Source organism: Geovibrio ferrireducens, assembly GCF_026226615.1.
Taxonomy (GTDB): domain Bacteria; phylum Chrysiogenota; class Deferribacteres; order Deferribacterales; family Geovibrionaceae; genus Geovibrio; species Geovibrio ferrireducens.
In genome coordinates, this window is the sequence record NZ_JAJAPB010000009.1 from 59,271 (window position 1) to 77,254 (window position 17,984).

At 49.7% G+C, this 17,984-nt stretch carries 15 protein-coding genes; 6 read left to right on the top strand and 9 right to left on the bottom strand.

The window, feature by feature from the left end:
• Positions 1 to 316: 316 nt before the first annotated feature.
• Complete coding sequence (locus OSQ85_RS10240; RefSeq protein WP_265822883.1) at positions 317 to 1,402, top strand: branched-chain amino acid aminotransferase; 1,086 nt, start codon at positions 317 to 319, stop codon at positions 1,400 to 1,402.
• 86 nt (positions 1,403 to 1,488) lie between these two features.
• Here OSQ85_RS10240 and OSQ85_RS10245 read toward each other — a convergent pair whose 3' ends face one another.
• The 3 genes from OSQ85_RS10245 to OSQ85_RS10255 form a co-directional block, all read right to left on the bottom strand.
• Complete coding sequence (locus tag OSQ85_RS10245) at positions 1,489 to 3,171, bottom strand: methyl-accepting chemotaxis protein (RefSeq protein ID WP_265822884.1); 1,683 nt, start codon at positions 3,169 to 3,171, stop codon at positions 1,489 to 1,491.
• A gap of 193 nt (positions 3,172 to 3,364) precedes the next feature.
• Positions 3,365 to 5,044, bottom strand: a complete 1,680-nt coding sequence (locus OSQ85_RS10250) for a methyl-accepting chemotaxis protein (protein WP_265822886.1) — start codon at positions 5,042 to 5,044, stop codon at positions 3,365 to 3,367.
• Positions 5,045 to 5,315: 271 nt separating this feature from the next.
• Entirely contained in the window at positions 5,316 to 6,302 is a 987-nt protein-coding gene (locus OSQ85_RS10255) for an NAD(P)H-dependent glycerol-3-phosphate dehydrogenase (RefSeq protein WP_265822887.1), read from the bottom strand.
• 97 nt (positions 6,303 to 6,399) lie between these two features.
• On the opposite strand from OSQ85_RS10255, the gene OSQ85_RS10260 reads away from it, so the two are divergent.
• A complete protein-coding gene (locus OSQ85_RS10260) occupies positions 6,400 to 6,681 on the top strand; it encodes a late competence development ComFB family protein (RefSeq protein WP_265822888.1) in 282 nt (93 codons plus the stop codon).
• A gap of 6 nt (positions 6,682 to 6,687) precedes the next feature.
• The gene (locus OSQ85_RS10265; RefSeq protein WP_265822889.1) at positions 6,688 to 7,140 is read left to right on the top strand and encodes a hypothetical protein; all 453 of its coding nucleotides are present in this window, start codon (positions 6,688 to 6,690) and stop codon (positions 7,138 to 7,140) included.
• Here the strand turns inward: OSQ85_RS10265 and OSQ85_RS10270 are convergent.
• The 3 genes from OSQ85_RS10270 to OSQ85_RS10280 form a co-directional block, all read right to left on the bottom strand.
• Positions 7,137 to 7,484, bottom strand: a complete 348-nt coding sequence (locus OSQ85_RS10270; RefSeq protein ID WP_265822891.1) for an ArsR/SmtB family transcription factor — start codon at positions 7,482 to 7,484, stop codon at positions 7,137 to 7,139. The two genes, OSQ85_RS10265 and OSQ85_RS10270, sit on opposite strands and share 4 nt — an antisense overlap.
• A 186-nt stretch (positions 7,485 to 7,670) precedes the next feature.
• Entirely contained in the window at positions 7,671 to 9,125 is a 1,455-nt protein-coding gene (glgA, locus tag OSQ85_RS10275; RefSeq protein WP_265822892.1) for a glycogen synthase GlgA, read from the bottom strand.
• Between the two features lie 4 nt (positions 9,126 to 9,129).
• Entirely contained in the window at positions 9,130 to 10,014 is an 885-nt protein-coding gene (locus OSQ85_RS10280) for an Mrp/NBP35 family ATP-binding protein (RefSeq protein WP_265822894.1), read from the bottom strand.
• 441 nt (positions 10,015 to 10,455) lie between these two features.
• Here OSQ85_RS10280 and OSQ85_RS10285 point away from each other — a divergent pair, with 441 nt between their 5' ends.
• Positions 10,456 to 10,824 (top strand): response regulator transcription factor, encoded by a 369-nt coding sequence (locus OSQ85_RS10285; protein ID WP_265822896.1) that lies wholly within the window; start codon positions 10,456 to 10,458, stop codon positions 10,822 to 10,824.
• Here the strand turns inward: OSQ85_RS10285 and thiS are convergent.
• From thiS to OSQ85_RS10300, 3 genes are read right to left on the bottom strand one after another with little or no spacing between them, the layout of a single operon-like run.
• Complete coding sequence (gene thiS / locus OSQ85_RS10290) at positions 10,821 to 11,024, bottom strand: sulfur carrier protein ThiS (protein WP_265822897.1); 204 nt, start codon at positions 11,022 to 11,024, stop codon at positions 10,821 to 10,823. The genes OSQ85_RS10285 and thiS overlap by 4 nt on opposite strands.
• Complete coding sequence (gene thiF / locus OSQ85_RS10295; protein WP_265822899.1) at positions 11,021 to 11,833, bottom strand: sulfur carrier protein ThiS adenylyltransferase ThiF; 813 nt, start codon at positions 11,831 to 11,833, stop codon at positions 11,021 to 11,023. The genes thiS and thiF overlap by 4 nt, the downstream gene beginning before the upstream one ends.
• Entirely contained in the window at positions 11,830 to 13,539 is a 1,710-nt protein-coding gene (locus OSQ85_RS10300) for a ComEC/Rec2 family competence protein (protein WP_265822900.1), read from the bottom strand. The genes thiF and OSQ85_RS10300 overlap by 4 nt, the downstream gene beginning before the upstream one ends.
• Positions 13,540 to 13,610: 71 nt before the next feature.
• Between OSQ85_RS10300 and OSQ85_RS10305 the strand changes: the two genes are divergently transcribed.
• Both OSQ85_RS10305 and thiD read left to right on the top strand, forming a co-directional pair.
• Complete coding sequence (locus tag OSQ85_RS10305) at positions 13,611 to 17,168, top strand: DNA polymerase III subunit alpha (protein WP_265822902.1); 3,558 nt, start codon at positions 13,611 to 13,613, stop codon at positions 17,166 to 17,168.
• The gene (thiD, locus tag OSQ85_RS10310; protein WP_265822903.1) at positions 17,165 to 17,938 is read left to right on the top strand and encodes a bifunctional hydroxymethylpyrimidine kinase/phosphomethylpyrimidine kinase; all 774 of its coding nucleotides are present in this window, start codon (positions 17,165 to 17,167) and stop codon (positions 17,936 to 17,938) included. Before OSQ85_RS10305 ends, thiD begins: the two co-directional genes overlap by 4 nt.
• Positions 17,939 to 17,984: the final 46 nt, after the last annotated feature.

The following is a 17,984-nucleotide window of genomic DNA, read 5'->3' on the forward strand; positions in this document are numbered from 1 at the left end:
GGATTCTTTATTTTTCAGCCGGGCGCATGGAACCGCGCCGTGCAAAACCGAAGAATCTCATTCAGCATCTGTGATTTTAGATACGTATTCCGGCATTTTATGATAAATTGGGTAGCTTGTACACGGTTTTATCCCCTTGACAGAGCGGGTTTGTTCCGTTATTCTTAAATAAGTCTAGGATTACTGAACTGTATCGCAGTTTTTGTATGTAAACTGTACCGCTCCGCGGGGAGTCTTTCCCTCTTTTCAGGTGAAACAGACACGGAGCAGGCCGATTCTGCCGCTTACACTGCGGCAATTTATAGAAGGTGTTAGGATGAAGATCGAATTGAAACTGAAACCCCAATCGGAAAGACGTCAGGATGTTTTTAAACCCGAAAAGCCTCTGCCTTTCGGCCAGCTCCGCACAGACCATATGTTTCTGGCCGATTACGCTGACGGAGTCTGGAAAGATCCGAGAATTGTGCCCTACGGCAATTTCAGCATAGCCCCCGGCGCAACCTCCCTTCACTATTCTCAGGAAATTTTCGAAGGGGCAAAGGCCTTTATGCACCCGGACGGGGAGATTTACTCCTTCCGCATAGACAAAAACGCCAGAAGAATGAACATCTCCGCAGAGATTGTCTGCATGCCCAAGATAGATGAGGAACTCCAGATAGATGGAATCCAGAGGCTTATAGATGTGGACAGAAAATGGTTCCCCGTTCAGGAGGGCGCATCTCTGTACATCCGCCCCTTTATGTTCGGTACGGAAGACATGCTCGGCGTTAAACCCAGTAAGACCTTCACATACGCAGTAATCCTTTCCCCCAGCGGCCCTTACTACCCCAAGGGGATAACAGAGCCCGTGAAGCTGCTTATCAGTGACCGCTTCCACAGGGCAGCCCCCGGCGGAACAGGCGCTGCGAAAACAGGCGGGAACTATGCCGCCTCTCTGAGAGCGGGTGAATATGCCTACTCAAAAGGGGCAAGTCAGGTGCTTTATCTTGACTGTACAAACACATATATTGAGGAATGCGGGGCAATGAACCACTACCACGTCATGAAGGACGGCACGGTGGTTATACCCGAATTTACCGAAACAATACTGCGTGCCATCACCTCCGAATCTGTGATTGAGCTCCAGAAGGAACTGGGACGCAAGGTTATTCAGCAGAAAATAAAAATTGAGGACTTCATAAAAGGCGTGGAAAACGGAGAGATCATAGAGGCGGGCGGTTTCGGAACTGCGGCTGTTGTTTCCCCTGTGGGCACGTATATTTTTGAGGACGGGCGCGAGCTTAAAGTCGGAGACGGCAAAATAGGCAGCGTAAGCAAATCAATCTACGAATATTACACCGGCATCCAGACCGGCAGAGTAAAAGCTCCCGCCGGATGGCTGAGAAAGGCTGAGAGATACTGAGAAAAATCCCCTTTGTTAAGGGAGTAAGATCATTGCTGTTAAATACAAACAACAAATAAGGCGGGGTTTATGCCCCGCCTCAGTTTTTATATCTTAAACTTATTCACCAGCATCTTAAGCTCATCCGCCTGAATCTGGAGGCTTGAGATTGTTGAAGCCACTTCCTGGAGCGCTGATGAACTCTCCTCAACACCGGAGGCGATCATCTGGGTGCTTTCGTTTATGTTGTGGATAGCGCCAACCTGCTCCTCCACTGCGGACTGGATTATTTCGTTAACCCTGCTCATTGTGTCCACAGAGGTGACAATGTTTTCAAAGGTGGACTTGGTATCATTTATTATGTTCACTCCGCCTTCCACCTTATCTCTGGCGTTGCTCATTTCTGTGGAGGCCAGCTTGGCTTCCTTCTGAAGATTCTGGATTATGGATGATATTTCGCCTGTGGATGTCTGTGTGCGTTCGGCGAGTTTCCGTACCTCATCAGCCACCACGGCGAATCCGCGTCCGTGCTCTCCGGCTCTTGCCGCCTCTATTGCCGCATTCAGCGCCAGCAGGTTTGTCTGGTCTGCAATGTCGGTGATAACATTGAGAATATCGCCTATTCTGGAGGAGGATGCCAGCAGCCCTTCGATGGTTTTACCCAGAGCCTCCACATTGCCTTTAATGACCACCATTTCGTTTACCGCTTCCTGAAGCTTTTTATTGCCCTGAATGGTAAGCGCGTTGGTCTCCTCAATGTTGTTTCTGCCTTCGTTTATGGAGCCTGAAACCTCTGCGGCGGAGGCCGTCATCTGCTCCGTGGCGCTGGCCACGCCTGAAATCTGCGCCGCCTGATCATTCATTGTGGTGGAGAGTTCCTCTGTGGAGGCGGCAAGCTGGGTGCTGCTTGAGGCCACTGCATCGGCATTCAGCATCACTGTCTGAATTATGTCCCTGAGCTTGCTTATGAACTCATTGAAATATCTGCCGAGTTCACCTACTTCGTCATGGGTGCTCACCGCGATTACCTTTGTGAGGTCTCCCTCCCCTTCGGCTATTTCTTTCAGGGATGAGGAGACAGAGCGTATGTTGTTGGACACTCTCTTTGAGATATAAAGGGCGGCAGCGATTATGATTCCTATACACACAACACTGATCAGTATGAATTTGAAGATGACAGCACCGATTTCTTTTGAGATATTTTCGCGTATTTTAGCCACTTCCTTGTCGATGTCATCGATGTAGAAGCCGGTTCCCAGTGCCCATCCCCAGTTGCCCAGGGGTACTGAGAAGGAAAGTTTTTTCGCTACGGTTTTTTCCGAAGGCTTGTCCCATAAGTAAACGAGGTAGCCGCCGCCTGCCTGTGCCTGTTTCACAAGCTCACGTATGAGGAACACCCCTTCCTTATCCTGCACATCCCACATGCTTGTCCCCTCTCTCTGCGGGCTGGGGGGCAGGAGTATGTTAATTCCGTCGTATGTGTATATGAAGTAGTAGCCGTCAGCACCGTAGAAAAGCTGTCTGATGGTTTCCTTTATCTGCTGCTGAGCCTCTTCCTGAGTCAGTGAGGTATTCTCCGTAATGTGTTTAACGGAGGTTTTTGCGAGGTCGATATAGTTGCTCAGCTCCGCCTTTTTCAGGTTCATCATTGTTGTTTCCACAAGTTCGATCTCTTCGTTCCCCATTTTTCTGATATTGCCGATACTTATAACGGCAAGAATAACCGACAGCAAAATAACTGGAACCACTGCCGTCAGCAGAATTTTGGAACCGATCTTCAAATTAAACATCCGCGCACCGCCTGATTTGATAACTGGAATTTTTATTGGGTATGACATTTGTATAACCAATTCTAATATTAAATCGTTAAATTATCTACAAAACTAGAGGGGATATATTCTGAACATAAGATTTCGGAAGGAATTTTTATTTTGCGGTGCTGAGAAACATGGAGGCTGCGGCAGCCTCCATGATATATGAAATTTAAACCTTGAACTTATTTACCAGCATTTTCAGCTCATCCGCCTGAACCTGGAGGTTTGATATTGTGGCGGAAACTTCCTGAAGCGCGGCGGAGCTCTGCTCAACACCGGAGGCTATCATCTGGGCGTTGCTGTTAATGTTGAGAATAGCCTTTGACTGCTCCTCGACTGCGGACTGTATTATTCCGTTGACAGAGCTCAGGGTGTCAACTGAACCGACTATCCGCTCGAATGTGCTTTTGGTTTCGTCAATTATTTTAACGCCGCTTTCCACTCTTCCTCTGGCGTTTGTCATTTCATGGGAAGCGTTTCTGGCTTCGTTTTGAAGGCTGCCGATTATTTTTGATATTTCTCCGGTGGATGTCTGGGTGCGTTCGGCCAGCTTACGTACTTCATCAGCCACCACCGCGAACCCGCGGCCGTGATCACCGGCTCTGGCGGCTTCGATTGCGGCGTTCAGTGCCAGCAGGTTTGTCTGGTCTGCTATGTCTGTGATTACGTTTATGATTTCGCCTATCGTGGAGGATGATTCAATGAGGCTGGCGACAGTTGTTCCCAGTGTCTCCACGTTCCCCTTAATAAGCATCATCTCTTTAACTGCCTGCTGGAGTTTGTTGTTTCCTTCAATTGTCAGGCTGTGGGTTTCCTCAATGTTTCTGCGTCCTTCGCCGACAGAGTTTGTGACTTCCCCGGCGGAAACGCTCATCTCCTCTGTGGCTGTGGCTACGCCTGAAACCTGTGCGGACTGATCGTTCATCGTGGTGGAAAGTTCCTCCACTGAGGCGGCAAGTTCTGTACTGCTTGAGGCTACAGTATCCGCATTCATTTTTACGGTGTTTATGATGTCGCGGAGTTTGGCGAGGAAGGTGTTGAAATATTCGGCAAGCTTTCCTGCCTCGTCTGCGGAATTTATCGGCAGCTGAACAGTGAGGTCGCCTTCACCTTCGGCTATTTCTTTCAGGGATTCAGACACCGAGGAAACGCTTGAGGAGATCCTGCGGGAAACAAAATAGGCTATGATGGCAACTGCAATAAGACATACTATGGAAAAAGTCATGAAGAGACCGACCAGTCTTTTTATCTCGGCGGATATATTCGCTTCGATCTTTGCTGTCTCCTCTTCAATGTCATCAATATAGAATCCTGTGCCCACAACCCAGCCCCATTCGGGAATGGATACTGAGTAGGAGAGCTTGTCCGCCTCGGCGTTTTTTGAGGCTTTGAACCATGAATAGACAAGGTATCCGTCACCGGATAGAGCGGCATTGATGACCTCTCTGGTGACATAGGTTCCGGCGGAGTTTTTCACATCCCACTGGCTTGTGCCCTCAAGCTTCCGGTTTGATGGCTGCACAAGGCACAGCCCCTGCCTGTCGTAAACAAAAAAGTAACCGTCCTCGCCGTATGTCTGTCTGAGGAGTATTTTCTTCGCTTCTTCCTTCGCCTCTTCCGGGGTGAACTCAGCGCTGTTCACCAGAAATGAAACAGAATTAACAGCAATATCAATATAGTTCTTTAATTCCGCCTTCTTCATGTCTGTCATATTGGATGAAACCATTCTGACATCAGCCTGACCCATTTTGTTTACGTTGCGCACAACGATAAAGGTTAAAACAGCGGAAAGAAATACAGCGGGAACCAGGGCCGAGAGGAGGATTTTTGTTCCGATCTTCATTTTCATCACTTTGAACCACCTTTTCAGATATTTAATCAAACCATAAGCTATGTAACAGCCGTTTAATTGGAAAAGCAAGAAATGTTAGGTGAATAAAGTTTAGCCTTTGTATACTTTAAAGACCAATAAAAGTTAATGATGGATGAAGGGTGATAATATACTGTCAGTGATGGATAAAAAAAGGATGTATTTTTTTTTCGGATAATTATTTCTGTTGATAAAAGTATCAGAAACAGCGCAGAAAGCCTGCGGCATGTTAAACCGCAGGCGCAATAACTTATTCTTTTCTTAAGGGGCGCTCCATAAGCGCCATTACGGAATCTTTCGGATTTTTATTTTCGTAAATAACTTTGTATACCTGTTCGGTTATGGGCATTTCTATTCCTGCTTTTGCCGCGTATGCGTAAGCGGCCTTTGCAGTGTAAACTCCCTCTGCCACCATGTTCATTTTTCCGGTTATTTCGTCTATGCCGAATCCTTCGGCGAGCTTAAGTCCGACCTGTCTGTTCCGGCTGAGATCGCCTGTGCATGTGAGAACAAGATCCCCCATGCCTGAAAGCCCCATGAATGTTTCCGCCTTAGCGCCCATAGCCACGCCGAGGCGGGTTATCTCAGCCAGACCGCGGGTGATGAGTCCTGCCCTTGCGTTATAGCCGAAGCCAAGTCCGTCGGAAATGCCTGCCGCCACAGCGATTACGTTTTTGATCGCTCCGCCTATCTCCACGCCTGTAACGTCATCCGTGCAGTAGCAGCGGAAAGCGGGTGCAGAGAGAGCATTCTGCCACCATTCGGCGCGGCCTGCACTCTTTGACGCCACACTCACCGCAGTGGGTTTGCTCAGCGCCACTTCCTTAGCGAAGGAGGGGCCTGAAATTATTGAATATTCCGCATCGGCGGATTCTGAGAGCATCTCTATAACAAGCTTGCCGGTGGCTATTTCTATCCCTTTTGTGGCGATGATGATGTCCCTGCCGCTGAGTGCCGCTCTGTTCGCTTCGGCAACCCGCCTTGAAAACTGTGTGGGTACAGCCCACACAATGTGCTTTTCCTCCATGGCGGGAATATCAGAAAAGTTTTTTGCACATACATTGGCAGAGAGCTTTATGCCCTGAAGAAAGAGAGGGTTTTCATTGTTTTCGTTAACGCCTTTTATTACTTCGTCTTCGAATGCGTAAAGGGTCACTGCGTACCCTGATGAGCCGAGGAGGGACGCGAGTGCGGTTCCCCAGCTTCCTGCGCCTATTACGGCTATTTTATCTTGCATGGGCAGACTCCGGATGTTATCTTTTACTGTATCGGTTCATAAGTATACAACGTATAAAAACCGCCCCTGAAAAGGGTAGGGAATAGTAAGGCGATTTATGGCTAAAATCAACTATTATGACGTTGACGCACTTCGCAACGTCAATGAGAAGCGCGTTTGGGATATGCTCCCCTTCTTTCTGGAAAGAAACACCAGCGTATGCGCATGCGGAAGCTGTGCTCTTGATATTGTGGCTGTCACGCTGAACAACATTCAGCCGTGTTATCAGGTCTATGAAGACGGTGTGGAGAGAGCCAGGGAAAAAGTGAGCGAGGAAGAGATCTACCGTCAGATGACGGCAGCGGCGAAACTTGTGGCCTCAAATCCGCGTCATGACTGATAAAATATGAAAAAAACCGCAGTTTTTCTCTGCGTTTTTCTTGCCGCCGCCTCAGCGGGTGCAGATTTCAGAAAGCTTCTGCCTCTGCTGCCGGATATAGGCGGTTATTCTGCATCCCCGGCGGAGGGGAGCACGCTCCGTCTGCCGCGCGGCAATGTTGACACCGCTTCCAGAAGATATTCCTCTGCCTCCGCATCCCTCATCCTCTCCGTTTACTCCGGCGCCGATGTCAAAGCTTTGGAGGAGCACGGGATAAAAGCGGGCAATATCACTAAAACAGAAAGGGGAAACGGCTACAATATCCTTTACACAGGAAGCGGTTATAAAAAGGGTTACATAACGCTGACCGCAGACGGATCACAACTGACAGTTGTGCTTGAGTACAAGGGCATAAGCCCTGAGCAGGCGGCAGAAACCGCCCGCAGTCTGAAGCCGGATAGTTTTTTCAAAAAGGACTAAACACTCTGATACTTGGTGCACACAGATTCGGGCAGTGTGGAGAGCTTGATTCTGTCTCCGCTCAAGACCACATCTTCAGCCAGTTTCTTCTCAAAGATGTCAAGTATTTCCGCCACAAATCCGTTTTCTTCGTTGATGCTGTAGATAACCCAGCGCCCATCCTTTTTGTCCCTGATTATTCCGGACGTTTTAAGGATTTTCAGATGCGATGAAACAGTAGACAGTGCAATGTCCAGAACCGAATCAATTTCGCACACACACATAGGCCTTTCCCTGAGCATCATAGCAATGCGCACTCTGTTTTCGTCTCCGAGCGCCTTGAAGACCTCAATCTCGCTTCTCACGATTAGCCTCCGCAGAATATAAAAGCTGTGTATATGAATAATAAAATATTTGTTACGGGTCATGATCAATCCTTCACGTTAAAAAGTCAACGTTTTTCGGAAATCATTAACAAAATTAACTATTCAAAATACAGATAGGAAAATAAGCGGTTATCTTCCGCACAGATAACCGTAAGCTGGCTGATCTTATAGGGCGGTAACATTTTTGTAAAGATTTATGTAACGTATGGCTGAATTTTTCCAACCGAAATCTTCACTAATCGCGGCCATGCGCATCTGCTCTATGTGGCGGGGTCTGTCATAATATGTGCTCACTGCCCAGCCTATTGTGTTGTAGAGGGCGTCTCCGTCGATGAGCTGAAATTTGAAGCCTGTTCCTTCGCCTGTCTGCTCGTTGTAGTTTTTAACGGTGTCATCAAGGCCGCCTGTGGCACGGACAACAGGAAGGGTTCCGTAGGCGAGGCTGTACATCTGGTTCAGTCCGCAGGGCTCGTATAGAGAGGGCATGACAAAGAAATCCGCCCCTGCCTCAAGCAGGTGCGCCGCTTCCTCGCTGTAGCCTATGAATGAGCCTGCCCTCAGCGGATACCTTGCGGGGAGGCTGCCGAAGTACTGTTCATATTCGGTTTCGCCGCTGCCGATTATTACGAACTGGCAGACCATATCTTTGAGCGCTTTTTCCACAGCATACTGTAAAAGGTGCAGCCCTTTCTGTCCGGCAAACCTGCCTACAAAGCCGAAGAGTGCGATGTTTTCGTTTTTTTCAAGTATGAAGCGTTCCTGAAGCGCCAGCTTGTTTACTTTTTTGAGATGAAGGGTCTCCGCGCTGAAATTCTGCGGAATATATTTGTCTGTTGCGGGGTTCCACTCGTCAGTGTCTATGCCGTTGAGGATTCCCTCAAGGTCATATCTGCGGTATGAGAGGAGCATGTGCAGCCCGCCTCCGCCCACTTCATCCTGAATCTCCTTAGCGTAGGAGGGGCTGACTGTGGTTATCTTATCCGCATAGGCTATGCCGCCTTTGAGGAAGTTGACCCCGCCGAATGATTCGAAGCTTTCCGCGTGGAAATCAGCCCTGTCAATTCTCGCATATTCCAGCACATCAGCACCGTAAATCCCCTGATAGCCTATGTTGTGGATTGTCATCACGGTTTTTGTGCCGTTAAAGAAGAAGTCCTCCGCCTTGCGGATGTAGTATGGGATCAGCCCTGTCTGCCAGTCGTTGCAGTGGATTACATCCGGCTTGAAGCGGATGTCCTTTGCAAGCTGCATGGCCGCACGGCAGAAAAAAGCAAAGCGGTATGCGTTGTCAGCGTATTCGCCTGCCTTTGTGTGGTAAATTCCCGGACGGTCGAAGTATTTGGAAAACTCGATGAAATAGGTGTCCACCCCGCTGAGGGATGCCTTATAAACGCTGTACCATTCCTCGCAGTTGCCCATGTGGACGCAGGAGGACTGGAAGACCTCTGTGAGGCCGTATCCAGCGCGGTTTACTGAGGAGTAAAGGGGCATGACGCTTATCACGTCAACCCCTTCGGACTTCAATGCCTTGGGCAGGGAGGAGCCGACATCAGCCAGCCCGCCCGTTTTCGCATAGGGAGCGATTTCGCTCGATACAAAAAGCACCTTCGGCATATTCATGGGATTACCCCTCTTTTTTTATGGTCTGCTCAAGAATTTTTATTGTGGCTTCCTTCATCGCCTTGGCTACCGGCGAACCGGGGTGGCCTATGACGTGGGGAGTTCCTGCGTCTCCGTCCTGCACAACCTGCGCCTCAAGGGGGATCCTGCCGAGGAAGGTTACTCCAAGTTCCAGAGCAGCTTTTTCTCCGCCGCCTGTTTTAAAGAGGTCAACAGTGCTTCCGCAGTTGGGACAGCAGAACCCGCTCATATTCTCTATTATACCGAAAATCGGCACGTTCAGCTTTCTGCTGAATGTAACAGACTTGCGTGAGTCAAGCAGGGCAACATCCTGCGGAGTGGTCACTATCACGCTGCCGTCCACATTGCCTATTACATGAGCCGCAGAGAGAGGCTCATCCCCTGTTCCGGGGGGGAGGTCGATTATGAGGAAGTCAAGCTCGCCCCATGCCACATCGCTTATGAACTGCTGGATCATGCTGTGTTTGATAGCTGCGCGCCATATGATCGCTTCGTCATCGTTTTCTATGAGAAAACCCACAGACATAACCTTAAGCCCTTCAATAGGCTCAAAGGGAACTATGCCGTCTTCGCCGTTCATTGCTCCCTTTTTGGTGATGCCAAGCATCTTGGGGATGTTGGGACCGTGTATGTCTGCATCAAGTATGCCCACGGTATAGCCCATTGCGTTCAGCATTGAGGCGAGGCTTACGCTGACAGTGGATTTTCCCACGCCGCCCTTGCCGCTCATTACCATGATCTTGTATTTGATGCCTGAGAGTCTCTTTTTGATAAGCTCATCCGTGTGTTTCTGTTTTTCGTCGGTACTGCATGCGCCGGCGGAACTGCAACTGCCGCAGCTCGATTCGTCCTGTGAGCAACCGCCCATTCTGTATACCTCCGTATAGTTGAATATGACTGCGAATATATAGAGAAAAGATTTATAATGCCAGAACAAATTTCACTTTTAAACCGCATCCGGGGCGGAAGAAAGAGAGCATTTGCTCAAAACTATGCCGATGTATTCCGGAACAGGCGGACAGAGGGCGGTTCGGATGCCCGCTTACTCTGGATTAAAGCTTTCAGAACGGCAGGCCGGAACCGCATAATTGGTTTTTGTAAACAGAAGCACACAAAAATTTATCATCAAAATCATCTACTGACATTTATGTACATATAAATAATGATTATAAATTTTAAAAATACTTGACATTTTTTATATAAAACAGCATTTAATATTAAGCAAACGGTGTAAGTATCTTAAACAGCTTATAAAAAAGTTAGCAGCGCGCTAATTTTAAGGCTGATGATTATCTTTTGGTGACTGGATTTGGAAGCAGATGCTCTGACTGTTCTTTATGTTGAGGATGATTTTTACGTGAGGGAATCGCTCCTCCGTCTTCTCCGCAGAAGGTTCTCTAATGTTATTGAAGCCCGTGACGGACGGGAAGGGCTTGAGATGCACAGGCTTCATAACCCGGACTTCATCATAACAGATATACAGATGCCGATCATGGACGGGCTTGAGATGTGCGAAAGGATAATGAAGGAAAGGCCCGATGCAAAAGTGATTGTGACCACCGCCTTCAACGACCGCGAGTTCATCAGCAGGGCAGAATGCCTCGGCGTTAAGGCCTATATCAGCAAGCCCGTGATGAAGGACTCGCTGATGAACGCCATCAGGGCTGTTCTCTCTTAACCGCCGCCCACGAAGTTTATAAGCTCCACCTTATCCCCGCTGTTTATCAGGGTATCGGCGTATTTATCCCTGGTGAGGACATTTCCGTTAACCTCTGCCACAACACGCTCAGGATTAAGCTTATAAACAGCTATAACCTCAGCAAGGGTGGAGTCCTTTTTAATTTCAGCCTCTTTTCCGTTTATAACAGCCTTGATCATTTTTTCACCTCCGGAAGATCACCCAGAATGTATCTCACAGCCAGATTAGCCTGAATATTCGCCGCAACAGCCACCCGCGGAGCCATAAGCCCCTGCCCCGGTTTCGCCTCGTTAACAAAATCGCCCACTATGGCCATTTTTCCGGCGAAGCGCACGCTTATGACGGAAGTGTCCGCATAGCCCGCCAGTCCGCTTGCGCCTATGATGAAGCTTTCACGGCATTTTGCTGCGCATTCGCGTATTATCATAGCCTTTGTTTCGGCTTTGTCTATTGCTTCTATGATCACATCATAGCCGCTGAAAATTTCCGCCGTGTTTGCCTCAGTGAGGAAAACATCCTGATATGTGTAAGAAGCGTAAGGGTTTATGCGCTCCAGATTCGCTCTCAGGGCGTCTGTTTTCTTCATCCCTATCTGATCAACAAAGTACTGCTGACGGTTTATGTTGGACGGTTCCACCACATCATAATCCACAAGAAGCATATCACCTGCGCCCATTCTGGCAAGGCTTACGGCTATGTTTGAACCGAGGCCGCCGAGGCCCGCCACGGCTATTTTCGCCTTCTTCATCTTCTCATGGACTCCGGGGGTGTGGCGGGAGACAAGCAGGCTCTCCAGCTCATCCGCGGGTGGGATTTCGCCCTTTTTTATCAGCGATATTCTGTCGCCGTCATTAAGGGGCATATCCGCGCCGATCAGGTGTCCGTTGAGGATCACGACATCGGCATCGGCTTTGAAGAATGCCCTGACAGCGAAGGCGGAAACGCCCTTTTCAACTGTTCTTTCTTTTTCATTTACATATATTTTCATTCTTCCGTCCTTCCCTCCGGTCTGTAGTGCAGCGGTGCTGAATTGTACAATTCCACTATATTGTCCGCTTTCAGCCTGTTTTTGTAGAGGAAATAGGTTTTTTCGGTATTGATGTTTGATTTTGTTATGGTGTTCGATCTTGTCATATAAATCAAGGGTTTTAAACATTCCGGATTATTCACGCATATTCCGGAAAAATCTCCCGAAGTTTCAGCACTTGTGAAAATAATGTTCTCGCTGTCATAGATTTCTATCTTTGCGTAGTCGAAATTTCTCACACCGAATTTTGCAGCAAAGGGGATGAATGAGTAAAGATAGTTTGAACGCATTCCGGAATAAAACGCCTCGATCCTGTCTCCTTCCTTGTAGATGAACGCCCTGTACCTGCCCAGTTCGGGAAAGTGCAGCCCGTCCTCAGCCTTTGAGGGGATAAATACGGCGAGAAATACCGCAGCAGAGACCAGAACATACTTTGTGCGGGAAATGACCGCAAGAAAGAGCATGAGAAGTATGAAGATATGCAGGCTCATAGCTTTCAGCACGAAGAACACTCCTGTGAGTGAAGCCATCAGGTCTGATGCGTAAATGTTGAGCTTTTCCAGCATAACCAGAGGCTCAAGGGTGAGAGAGGGGAAAAGCATATACAAAAAGCCTGTGATAAGCTGGAGATACACCACTGGAACCATTATGATCGTGCTGAAAATGCTGGCGGGGTTGAATGTGCCGAAAACATACATGGACAAAGGCATTGTGAAAGCTGTTGCCGCTATGCCCGCCTTTATCGTTCCCTCAAACCAGCTTAAGCCCTTGAACCGCAGGGAGGTTATGCCGTACACCGCAGCAAATGACAAAAGAAACGAAATATTTCCCAGAAGCCCCGGAGCTATAAGCAAAAAAAAGCCCCAGAGAAACAGCAGGAGCTTGCGGAAGTCTGTCCGGCAGTCGAGAATCCACGCTGTCATGGCAGTTACGGCTGTGACTGCGGCGCGCATAACCGGAACCTTGAACCCGGCCAGAGGCACAAAAGCGGCAAGGGCGAAGCATGAGACGAACATGCGCAGCTTCAGGGGCAGGAAAAAGAGCAGTGTGAAGCAGATCAGTGTTATCACGCCCACATGTGTTCCCGATACCGCCAGAAGGTGGCTCAGCCCCGTGAGCAGATAGACATCCTGCACCCGCCCCTCAAGGTGAGACCTGTCACCCAGAAGAAGCGCCTGAATTATCCTCAGCCGTCCCGCGGATTCGGCGTACATCTTTTCCGAGAGCTCCTTCCTTTTTTCCAGTATGGCGGACACCAGCGGAAGCTCCGTGCGGAAATACACCTTTTCCAGCACCAGATACCCCGGAGCAAGCCGCCCCTCCCTGCCTCGGTAAGGCACTTTGGTATAGCTGCCTATTACCGCCTCCCCCGCCCGCAGGGCATATTCATTGTCCGCAAGCACCGTGCCTCTGGTGGTTTCGTATGTGGTGCGCTCCTTTCCGGGATCTTTCTCCGCCGTTACCAGCACAGTGAAATGTATGAAGAGCATCAGGGAAATTATAAGAAAACCTATTACCGCAAACATCCGCCGTGAAAGGAAAACAGCGGTTACAAGGAGCGCCGCCGCAATCTGTGCGTAAAGATAACCTACTGTCAGCACAGCGGAAATAATAGAGACAAAAAAGAAGCCTTCAACCTTGTACATGCGGATTTTATGTAGTAGCATAGGATGATTATCACTGAATTTTGATCCGCAAAGCAAGCGGGTTTTTCAAACCACTAAGGCGGTATTACCAAATGGCAAACGAATTTGTTCATCTCCATTTACATACACAGTATTCACTTCTGGACGGCGCGATCAAGGTCGCTGATCTCATGGAAAGGATAAAAGAACAGGGCAGTAAATCTGTCGCCGTAACGGATCACGGCACAATGTACGGCATCGTGGATTTCTACAAAAAGGCAAAGGCGGCCGAACTCAAGCCTGTTCTGGGGTGCGAGGTCTATGTTGCGCCGGATACGAGGTTCAACAAGAGCTACGAGAAGGGTGAGGACAAGAACCATCACTTCATCCTGCTGGCGAAAGACAACAAGGGGCTTGCCAACCTCCGTTTTCTCGCTTCCAGAGCCCAGCTTGAGGGTTTCCACTACAAACCGAGGATAGACAAGGAGCTTCTGGCGCAGTACTCAGAAGGGCTTATAGGCCTTTCAGCGTGCCTCGCCGGGGAGATACCCCGTGCCATAATGCGCAACGACCTGCCGCACGCTGTCCGCACCGCAGAAACCTACAGGGACATTCTGGGGAAGGAAAACTTCTTCCTTGAGATACAGGACAACGGCCTGCCGGAACAGGTGCAGGTCAACAGGCAGCTTATGAAAATGTCCAAGGACATGGGCATACCCCTTGTTGCAACCAATGACTGCCACTATCTGGACAAGGGCGATCACCTCTCCCATGAGGTGCTTATGTGCATACAGACCCAGTCTCTCCTCAGCTCTCCCAACAGGATGGAGATCCACACAGACCAGCTCTGGGTGAAATCCCCGGAGGAGATGTGGGCTTCGTTCAGGGATGTGCCGGAGGCGCTGACCAACACTGTGGAAATAGCCGGGAGATGCGAAAGCTCCATTGAGTTCGGCAATCTCCACCTGCCGGAGTATGATGTGCCGGAGGGCTACAGCATCGACTCATACCTTGAGCACCTTTCGAGGGAAGGACTCAGGCGTAAGCTTGCCCATGTGCCGGAGGAACTTCACAGGGAATATTACGACAGGCTGGTTATGGAGCTCAAGGTCATAGTTATGAAAGGCTTTGCGGGCTATTTCCTCATAGTGTGGGACTTCATAAACTATGCCCACACTCAGAAGATACCCGTCGGCCCCGGAAGGGGGTCAGGTGCTGGCTCTCTCGTGGCTTACTCCCTCGGCATAACGGATATAGACCCGATCCGCTTCAACCTGCTGTTTGAGCGTTTCCTCAACCCGGAAAGGGAGTCCATGCCCGACTTCGATATAGACTTCTGCGTAAACGGACGTGAAGAGGTGATCAGATATGTCCGCCGCAAATACGGGGATGACAGGGTGGCGCAGATTATCACCTTCGGCCAGCTTCTAGGCAGGGGCTCTGTGCGTGATGTGGGGAGGGTGCTGGAGGTTCCGCTTAAGGATGTGGACAAGCTCGCCAAAACCATACCCGAATCACCGGGGATGACGATAAACAAGGCACTTAAGGCTGACAGCGATCTGGAATCCGCCTTTGCGGAGATAGAGAAAGGGACAGATATACTCAGACACGCCCGCAAGCTGGAAGGGCTCCTGCGGAACGCAGGGATGCACGCAGCGGGAATAGTCATCGGCGATAAGCCGCTGGACGTTTATGTTCCCCTCTGCAAGGGGCAGAATGACGAGGTTGTGACCCAGTTTGAGAAGGACACGCTGGAGGAGGTCGGTCTTGTTAAGTTCGACTTCCTCGGCCTCAAAAACCTTACGATCATAGACAGCGCAGTGAAGAACATAAAAGCCGTTCACGGCATAGAAATAGACATGCAGAAGCTTGATCTCGGCGATCAGAAGACCTATGACATGCTTTCGGCGGGGGACACCACTGGCGTTTTCCAGCTTGAAAGCGAGGGGATGAAAAACCTTCTGAAAAAGCTCCGCCCCGAATGCATAGAGGACGTTATAGCCCTGGTTGCCCTTTACCGTCCGGGCCCCATAGGCAGCGGCATGCTTGACTCATTCGTGAAAAGAAAGCACGGGGAGGAGGTCATCGACTATCCTCTGGAAGAGCTTGTGCCTATACTGAAAGAGACTTACGGCATTATCGTCTATCAGGAACAGGTAATGCAGATTGCTCAGGTCGTGGGCGGATACTCCCTCGGCAATGCGGATATTCTCCGCCGGGCAATGGGCAAGAAAAAGGCCTCGCTGATGGAGGAGCACAAGAACATTTTTATCAACGGCGATGAGAAAATGGGCGTGGAGGGCGCAATTAAGCGCGGCTTCACAAAAGAAAAAGCCGAAGAGCTCTTCAACCTCATGGAAAAATTCGCCGACTACGGTTTCAACAAAAGCCACTCAGCGGCTTATGCCATTGTCGCCTACCAGACGGCATGGCTCAAGGCCAATTACTCGGTGGAATATATGGCTGCTCTCCTCTCCTGCGAGCTTGATAAGGGGGAGAAGGTTGTCGCCTTCAAGGAAGAGACGGAGAAGATGGGAATCCTAGTCCTTCCGCCGGACATAAACGAGAGCGAGAAGGATTTCAGCATAAAGAGCGGCAACATCCGCTTCGGCATGGGAGCCATAAAAAACGTTGGTTTCAGCGCCATAGACTCCATAGTCCAGCAAAGGGCAGAAAGACCCTATACATCGATTTACGACCTCTGCGAGAGGATTGACCTTCGCCTTGCCAACAAAAAGGTTCTGGAATCACTGATAAAAGCCGGCGCGCTGGACAGCTTCGGCAAAAACCGCAGACAGCATCTTCAGGTTCTGGAGATGGCTCTGGAACAGGGGCAGCGCAAGCAGAAAATGAAGGAGCAGGGGATAATGTCCATAGAGGATTTCCTCAGCGGCGGGGATGATGACGAGGACGGAGGGAATGACGAGTTTTACCCTGTCTGCGAAGAGATGCCTGAGAACGAGCTTCTTGTTTTCGAGAAGGAGGTTCTGGGCTTTTATGTGACCAACCACCCCCTTGCCCGCTACAGCTCCGTTCTGGATACATTTACCACTTCGTCTAAGGATCTTGCTGAGAAGGATGACGACACCTTCGCAATCGCAGGCGGCATGGTGAAGGCGGTGAAGCATCACATCACCAAAACCAAGCAGGAAAAAATGGCCTTCATAACCCTTGAGGATATGGAAGGTGAGGTGGACGTGCTTGTTTTTCCCAAGATGTATCAGGAGAATGTCCGTTATCTGGAAGAGGACAAAATAATTGTGATAAAGGGCAGGGTGAGCAAAAAGGACGACCGTGTGAGCTTTAAGGCGGAGGAGATTTTCGATGCTGACGAAACGGTGGAAAAGCTCACAGAAACTGTTGTGATTAAACTGAATGCAGTGGCGTTTTCAGATGAAAGGATGAATAAACTCAGGCAGCTTCTTGCTAACCATCAGGGGGAGGCAGCCGTTATGTTTGAGGTGGAAATGCCCTCGAAATTTGTGGTGAAGATGAGTGTGGGTGCGGATTTTAAGGTGAAGCCCAGCTTCGGGCTTTTTAAAGAGATAGAGGATATTTTCGGCGAGAAGCGCTTTGACGTTAAGGTCAAATCCGAAGAACTGCAGGATAACGGAAACGGCCGCAGCAACGGCTGGCGCAGGAAGCAGTACAGCGGCGGGGGTGCGGCATGAAAAAGGCACTCACCATAGCAGGGAGCGATTCAGGCGGCGGCGCAGGCATTCAGGCGGATATTAAGTCGTTCAGTGCAAACGGTGTTTTCGGCATGAGCGTAATCACCGCCATCACTGCGCAGAACACTCTGGGCGTTACGGATGTATTTGATCTTCCCTTAAGCATAATAAATTCCCAGATAGATGCGATTTTTGCCGATATGGGCGCAGACGCTGTGAAAACAGGTATGCTCTCCTCCCCTGAAATTGTTGTCACTGTTGCTGATGCCATGAAGAAATACGGTGTGCGGAAGCTTGTGGTTGACCCGGTTATGGTAGCCAAAGGGGGCAGCCCCCTGCTCAGGGCGGAAGCCGTTGATACAGTGAAGAAGCATCTTATCCCGCTGGCGCTTGTTATCACGCCGAATATTCCGGAGGCTGAGGTTCTTCTGGGGCGCAGCATAGATGATTTTGAGGAGGCGGCAAAGGAACTGCGGGCACTCGGCTGCGCAAATGTTATCCTCAAGGGCGGGCACGGCACAGGGGAACAGAGCAGGGATCTTCTGTATGACGGAAATGAGTTTATATGGCTGGATGCGCCGAGGGTTGTAACACGCAACACCCACGGAACAGGATGCACGTTTGCCTCAGCAGTGGCGGCATGGCTTGCGAAGGATTATGACATAACAGAGGCGGCCTTCGAGGCTAAGCGGTATATCACCGAGGCGATACGCCATGCGGATTCAATGAATATCGGCAGAGGCCACGGGCCGGTGAATCACTTCTACTAATAACATCAATCCGCACGTCCTGTCGGTTTGATGTACACGCTCGCGG

What these genes read in the sequence shown, in the direction of transcription:
- OSQ85_RS10240 (WP_265822883.1), top strand. Translation starts at nt 317, where the DNA reads ATGAAGATCGAATTGAAACTGAAACCCCAATCGGAAAGACGTCAGGAT.
- OSQ85_RS10245 (WP_265822884.1), bottom strand. Translation starts at nt 3,171, where the DNA reads ATGTTTAATTTGAAGATCGGTTCCAAAATTCTGCTGACGGCAGTGGTT.
- OSQ85_RS10250 (WP_265822886.1), bottom strand. Translation starts at nt 5,044, where the DNA reads ATGAAAATGAAGATCGGAACAAAAATCCTCCTCTCGGCCCTGGTTCCC.
- OSQ85_RS10255 (WP_265822887.1), bottom strand. Translation starts at nt 6,302, where the DNA reads ATGCAAGATAAAATAGCCGTAATAGGCGCAGGAAGCTGGGGAACCGCA.
- OSQ85_RS10260 (WP_265822888.1), top strand. Translation starts at nt 6,400, where the DNA reads ATGGCTAAAATCAACTATTATGACGTTGACGCACTTCGCAACGTCAAT.
- OSQ85_RS10265 (WP_265822889.1), top strand. Translation starts at nt 6,688, where the DNA reads ATGAAAAAAACCGCAGTTTTTCTCTGCGTTTTTCTTGCCGCCGCCTCA.
- glgA (WP_265822892.1), bottom strand. Translation starts at nt 9,125, where the DNA reads ATGAATATGCCGAAGGTGCTTTTTGTATCGAGCGAAATCGCTCCCTAT.
- OSQ85_RS10280 (WP_265822894.1), bottom strand. Translation starts at nt 10,014, where the DNA reads ATGGGCGGTTGCTCACAGGACGAATCGAGCTGCGGCAGTTGCAGTTCC.
- thiS (WP_265822897.1), bottom strand. Translation starts at nt 11,024, where the DNA reads ATGATCAAGGCTGTTATAAACGGAAAAGAGGCTGAAATTAAAAAGGAC.
- thiF (WP_265822899.1), bottom strand. Translation starts at nt 11,833, where the DNA reads ATGAAAATATATGTAAATGAAAAAGAAAGAACAGTTGAAAAGGGCGTT.
- OSQ85_RS10300 (WP_265822900.1), bottom strand. Translation starts at nt 13,539, where the DNA reads ATGCTACTACATAAAATCCGCATGTACAAGGTTGAAGGCTTCTTTTTT.
- OSQ85_RS10305 (WP_265822902.1), top strand. Translation starts at nt 13,611, where the DNA reads ATGGCAAACGAATTTGTTCATCTCCATTTACATACACAGTATTCACTT.
- thiD (WP_265822903.1), top strand. Translation starts at nt 17,165, where the DNA reads ATGAAAAAGGCACTCACCATAGCAGGGAGCGATTCAGGCGGCGGCGCA.